The sequence below is a fragment of the Thermodesulfobacteriota bacterium genome (assembly GCA_036482575.1).
In the GTDB taxonomy this organism is placed as follows: Bacteria; Desulfobacterota; GWC2-55-46; order GWC2-55-46; family JAUVFY01; genus JAZGJJ01.
This window is the reverse complement of sequence record JAZGJJ010000163.1, coordinates 1-5,620: the sequence shown is the minus strand read 5'-3', so window position 1 is coordinate 5,620 and position 5,620 is coordinate 1. Positions and strand designations below refer to the sequence as shown.

The 5,620-nt window shown below is 60.9% G+C and carries 6 protein-coding genes; 5 read left to right on the top strand and 1 reads right to left on the bottom strand.

Annotated features, from left to right (window positions below; translation table 11 throughout):
• From V3W31_07205 to V3W31_07185, 5 genes are all read left to right on the top strand, one after another.
• Nucleotides 1–544 (top strand): hypothetical protein (locus V3W31_07205; protein ID MEE9614726.1); only part of this gene is annotated, 544 nt, incomplete at its 5' end.
• A 59-nt stretch (nt 545–603) separates the two neighbouring features.
• A complete protein-coding gene (locus V3W31_07200; GenBank protein MEE9614725.1) occupies nt 604–771 on the top strand; it encodes a hypothetical protein in 168 nt (55 codons plus the stop codon).
• Between the two features lie 59 nt (nt 772–830).
• Entirely contained in the window at nt 831–3,191 is a 2,361-nt protein-coding gene (locus V3W31_07195) for a hypothetical protein (protein MEE9614724.1), read from the top strand.
• Nucleotides 3,192–3,337: 146 nt separating this feature from the next.
• Nucleotides 3,338–4,192 (top strand): formylglycine-generating enzyme family protein, encoded by an 855-nt coding sequence (locus tag V3W31_07190; protein MEE9614723.1) that lies wholly within the window; start codon nt 3,338–3,340, stop codon nt 4,190–4,192.
• 32 nt (nt 4,193–4,224) lie between these two features.
• On the top strand, nt 4,225–5,103 hold the full coding sequence (locus V3W31_07185) for a hypothetical protein (GenBank protein ID MEE9614722.1): 879 nt from the start codon (nt 4,225–4,227) through the stop codon (nt 5,101–5,103).
• Between the two features lie 82 nt (nt 5,104–5,185).
• Here V3W31_07185 and V3W31_07180 read toward each other — a convergent pair.
• Nucleotides 5,186–5,620 (bottom strand): DUF1566 domain-containing protein (locus tag V3W31_07180; GenBank protein MEE9614721.1); only part of this gene is annotated, 435 nt, incomplete at its 5' end.

Sequence of the window (5,620 nt, the reverse complement as noted above, 5' to 3'; positions counted from 1 at the left end):
GGTCGAGGTCTCCATTGCCCAGCGCTTCGTCCTCTTCCTGGGCTACCCCACCCTTAGCCTCTCGGTCGTGCTCTTCAGCTTCCTTCTAAGCAGCGGGATCGGAAGCCTCCTGAGTCCGCGTCTCTTGAAGGGGCCGCTCGCGAGGAGGTCGGCCGTGGCGGCCGCGGCCGTAGCCATACTCCTCGTCATTTACTATGCCACCCTTACCGGAGTTCTCGACCGGACCCACTCCTACCCGACGGGCGTAAAGTCCCTTATAGCCTTTGCCGCCATATTCCCCCTGGGTTTTCTTATGGGGGTGCCTTTCCCCACGGGGCTTTTGATGGTTAAGGAACGCCGTCCCGACGCGGTGCCGTGGATGTGGGGGGTGAACGGCATATCTTCCTTTGCCGGCGCGCTCCTGGTCATAATGGTCGCGATAAAGTGGGGGTTCCACCTGAGCCTCCCCGCTGCCGCCCTCCTTTACGGGGGGGTGGCAGTGCTGTCCGCGCGGATGGGCGCCGGACTCCGAGAGGGGGGGGAGGGGGGACCGTCCGGAGGTTGACGCGTTGCAATTCCACGGACTTTTGTGCTAACTTTAACCTAACCCGATACCCCGATACGATGGAGCTTACGGAAGAAAGGATAGTCAAGGGCATATCCGTGGTCCTGCTTATAGCGGCGGCCCTTCTGTGGTGGTTCGTGTTCTTCGAGACGGGTAAGGACTGGTGGCAGTTCGACGTGGGGGAGAGGATAGACCCCCCCGGGGGGCTCCGGCTGGTCGATGATTGATAGAGCGGGGTTGACACGGGGAAGCGGGAACGGAAATAAACCTCGCACACGCCTACTCCATGCGTGAGCCCGACCACGGACTCTGGTATGCCTTCGGGGCCCTCTTTTTCCTTTCAGCCTCTATCCTCATAATCGAGATATCCTTCACCCAGATCTTCTCCGCGACCCTTCAGAACCCCATGATATTCGGGGTGGTGGGCTCCACCATCCTCGGGCTGGGGCTCGGGGGCTTCCTCTACTACCGGCTCTCGACAAAGCGCCCCGCGCTCGTTGAAGGGGAGGCGTTCTTTATCGTCTCCGGCCTCGTCTTCGCGCTCTCGATCCTCCTCCTCCTCTATCTCGTCACGCGCTTCCCGTGGCAGTGGCAGGAACTCATCCCCATGGTAATAGCCTCCTTTATACCCGGGGGGCTCCTCATGGCCTCCATCTACGCCCGGTTCGCCCTGAAGGGACACCTCCTCTACTACGGGGACCTCGGGGGGGCTTCGATAGGGTGCCTTCTGGCCATAGTACTCCTTAACGGCCTCGGGGGTCCGATAAACACCGTCATTGCGGCGGCCGGTATTATAGTGCTCATCCCGCTGGTCTTTGCCTTCAAGAGCGGGAGCATACGGGCGGTCACGGCCGTAGCGGCCTTGCTGGCGGGGGTTATAGCGCTTGGGACGGCCAACCAGGGGCGGGGAGTTATAAGGGTGGACTACTCAAAGGTGGGCATAGACTCGTTCCAGAAGACGTCCCTGGCCGAAGAGCGGATACTCGAGACAAGGTGGGACGCCTACTCGAGGGTCGACCTCGTCAGAGACACGGAGGACACGCGGCTCATCTTTATAAACGGGGGCACGCTGGCCCCGATGCTCCGCATAGAGGGCCGGGAGAAGGAGGGGGTGGAAGAACTGCTCCGGGTCATAGGGCCGCTGAACTCGGTCCCCTTCTTCTTCCTCCCGAAGGACGAGGTCCTCATCATAGGTTCCGGGGGAGGCATGCAGGTGGCCACGGCCCTTCTTGCCGGGAGCGGGCACGTGACCGCCGTCGAGGTAAACCCGCTGGTGGTCGAGACGGTCCTGGACCACTCGGACTATAACGGGGGCATATACCGCTACCGGAACGTTGACGTAGCGGTTGACGAGGGCAGGAGCTTTTTAAAGAGGAGCAGCAAGAACTACGACCTCATATTCCTCCCGCTGGCCTACTCCCTTATTTCCGTAAAGTCCGGGAGGCTTATCTTTACCGAGGACTACCTGCACACCCTCGATGCCTTCGGCGATTACTGGGACCACCTGCCCCGGGGCGGGCGGCTGGCAATAATAATAAACGAGGAGATGCTCCTTACCAGGCTCATATCCACGGCCCTTTCGCTGCTTGAAGAACGGGGGCTTTCCCCCGCCGAAGCGCTCTCTTCGCTGGTCGTGCTGAACACGGCCGAGGGCACACCCTATTCCAACCTGATAATGATTAAGAAGGGAGGGTTCTTCCGGGAGGAGGCCGGGGAGCTTATGCGTTTCGCGGAGAATTCGGGCCTTAACCCGCTGCACATACCCTACGAGAAGCCGCGGCAGCCGGAGCTCGCGAGGCTCGCGGAAGGGTCGATCTCCCTTCGGGAGTGGGTAGGGAGCGCCCCCTTCAATATCAACCCCGCCACGGACAAAAGCCCCTTCTTCTTTAACCTTAGGAAAGGGGTCCCGAAGGGGCTGACCATGTTTTTCTGGACCACCCTCGCGGTTATGCTCGTCTTCACGGCGCTCTTTATAGGCCGCTACGACGATAGCGGGGAAAGAGATAATAAGGGGGGGTCTCTGCTCGTGCAGTTCCTTCTCTACTTCATGGCCATCGGCATGGGCTACATGCTGATCGAGATCTCTCTTGCCCAACGCTTCATCCTCTTCCTGGGCTACCCCACCCTTAGCCTCTCGGTCGTGCTCTTCAGCTTCCTCTTAAGCGGCGGCTTCGGAAGCCTCCTGAGCCCCTACCTGTTTAAAGGCTCCCCGGCGGCGAGATCTTCCGCCGCAGCCATAGGCGTGGTGTCGCTGCTGCTCGTTTACTACGCCGGACTTCCGGCCGTTTTCGAGGCCGCCCTCTCCTCTTCCATAGGCATTAAGTCGCTCGTGACGTTCGTGCTTATCCTGCCTCTGGGCTTCTTCATGGGGGTGCCGTTCCCTGCGGGCCTTGTCATGCTCAAGGGGCGCCATCCCGGGGCCGTGCCGTGGATGTGGGGGGTAAACGCCATAAGCTCCTTTGCCGGCGCGCTCCTGGTCATAATGGTCGCGATGAAGTGGGGTTTCCACCTGAGCCTCCCCATAGCCGCCCTCCTTTACGGGGCGGTGGCGGTCTTGTCCGCGCGGATGGGCTCCGGTCCGCGACCGTCCGGAATCCAGGAGGGGGGACCGTCCGGAGTCCGGGAGAGGGGGGAGGGGGGGGCATAAGGCGGAAAAACCCTTGCGATTTCAACGGTTTTGTGTTAATTTTATCGGAGAGATAAAGACCGATTTCCTTCCATCCAGCGCGTTAGAGAACAATGAAACAACCCCTTATTCAAAGCATTTCCCCTGTTTTTTTAGTTGCCGCCCTGATGATGGTAGCGGGGTGCGCGCCTAAGGAGGCGGAACTTAAGGGGGCCGGAGAGACCGGGGCCGCCACCCCCTCCCCCCCCTCCCCCGCCGCGCCCAAGGCCCCACAGGAGAGGACGGCCGAATACGTCGACCCGGTTACCGGCATGGAGTTTGTCCTGGTCAAGGGAGGCTGCTTCGAGATGGGCGACACCTTCAACGAGTACCACAACGACCCGGTCAAGCCCGTTCCCGTCCATGAGGTCTGCCTTGACGACTTCTATATAGGCAAGTACGAGGTAACGCAGCCCGAGTGGATGAAGGTAATGAAGAAAAACCGGTCGAAGTTCAGACGCGGCAACCGGCCGGTGGAAAGGGTGAGCTGGTACGACGCGGAGAGCTTCCTCAGGAGGCTGAACAGGAAGACCGACGGGAAGTACCGCCTGCCTACGGAGGCGGAATGGGAGTACGCCTGCAGGCAGGGCGGGCAGAAGGTCAAGTTCGGGACGGGTAAGAACCTCATAAGCTCCGACGAGGCCAACTATGACGGGAGGAGCCGCCTTATCGGGATGACCTCCATGGAAAAGGGGATCTACCGGGGAAAGACGACGCCCGTCGGCTCTTTTATCCCCAACGAGCTGGGCATCCATGACATGAGCGGCAACGTCTGGGAGTGGACGGCCGACTTCTTCTCCGAGACCTACTATAAGAACAGCCCCAGGAATAACCCACGGGGGCCCGAGACCGGCAGGGAGCGCGTGGTGCGCGGCGGCGGCTTCGGCTACTATCCGGACTATCTCAGGTGCGCGCACAGGAAGTTTTACGGCGGCGGCCTGGTATCCCCCTACTTCGGCTTCCGGGCGGCGAGAACGCCTTAGAATAAGGGCAACGTACCTTAAGGGAGGGCCTTATGGGTTTTAAAAAAGTTTTCCCGATACTGGCTGTCTTGCTTTTTTCCGTGGCAACGGCATGCATGAAGGAGCCGGAACCCGCGCTTGACACCACGAGCGTGAACGCCTACTTCGCCAGTGTCGAGCTCATAAAGAAGAAGCTCACGCCCGAGCAGAACGAGCAGTTTATAGAAGCGCTCAAGTTCATCGTAACCTCGGACGACTCGCTGGAGGACCCGGTCAAGGCCCTAGCCGACTTGGCCGACTTCGGCTCCGGCGCGCATACCATGAAGACCCTTAACGGGAAGACCTTCGACGGGATAATCGAGCTTGCCAGGAGCAAAAAGGTGCAGTGGCGCAAGCTCAAGCGAGAAAAGATCGAGGAGGTAGAGGCGGAGATAGCGGAGATAGAGAAGAAGAGGGCCGAATACAACGAGAGCCGGGAGGTCCTCTCCACGCTAACCCTGGAGGGGCTCCGCTACTACTGGGAGTTGATCCCGGACGCCAATATGTCCATGCCCATGATCGAGATGACGCTTACCAATAAGAGCGGCTCGGATATCTCGGAGCTCACGCTCCAGGGCGTGGTCACCACCCCGGACCGTGCCGAGCCGTGGATAGACGCCTCCTATATTACGAAGGTGCCGGGCGGGCTGAAGGACGGTAAGACGAGGCACCTTAAGCTCCTGGCTCCCCCGGGCATGGAGTGGGGACAGGTGCCGGAGGAGTTGCGGGGCAGGGAGGACACCACCCTGGAGATGAAGATCCTTAACGCCAGGAAGAGCGACGGCGAGCTGCTCGCGTATGACTTCACCCTGAAAGACCGCCAGAGGATGGCGCAGTTGAACTCCGAAAGGTTCGGCCTGGAGCAGGAGTTGAACAAGGAAATGCCGTTTTAACCCGCCCCGCGGCGGAGACGAAGGGGGCCGGCGGAGGGAGCTAATTGAGGAGCTAACGGAGGGGCCCAGCGGGCCCCCTTTCTTATGGTCGGACCGCGCGAACGGATTCGGTGGAACAGGCGCCCCGGGAGGGCCCGGTAACGATACCGCTCGTAAACAGGACGGCGCGGGCGCAGCAGGAGCCGGCTTCCTCTGAAGACCAGTGCACGGCGCGGCTGTCTCCGTTAACAAAGACCGCGCTCCAGTTCCACGCGGACTTGGCAGCGATGGAGCCGAGCTCTTCTACCGTGGGCAGCCGCCAGTCGTCGTGGCCGCCAGTCTTCATCTTCTCCACATACTCCCCGGCACCCTCCCAGGTAATACATTCCTCCTCCTCCGCGTAGCTGTCCTTCCTGGCCCACATGAGGCCCGCCTTCTCGTGCGTGACGGTGCCGTCGCCGTTATCTATCAGGCGGCCATGCGTCTTTTCCATCGGGGTAGGGGAAGTGGACGCGGGAGGAGTGGCGGGGGTGGGGGT

Bases quoted from the DNA above. Each gene is read 5' to 3' on its own strand.
- V3W31_07200 (MEE9614725.1), top strand. From the start codon at position 604: ATGGAGCTTACGGAAGAAAGGATAGTCAAGGGCATATCCGTGGTCCTG.
- V3W31_07195 (MEE9614724.1), top strand. From the start codon at position 831: ATGCGTGAGCCCGACCACGGACTCTGGTATGCCTTCGGGGCCCTCTTT.
- V3W31_07190 (MEE9614723.1), top strand. From the start codon at position 3,338: ATGATGGTAGCGGGGTGCGCGCCTAAGGAGGCGGAACTTAAGGGGGCC.
- V3W31_07185 (MEE9614722.1), top strand. From the start codon at position 4,225: ATGGGTTTTAAAAAAGTTTTCCCGATACTGGCTGTCTTGCTTTTTTCC.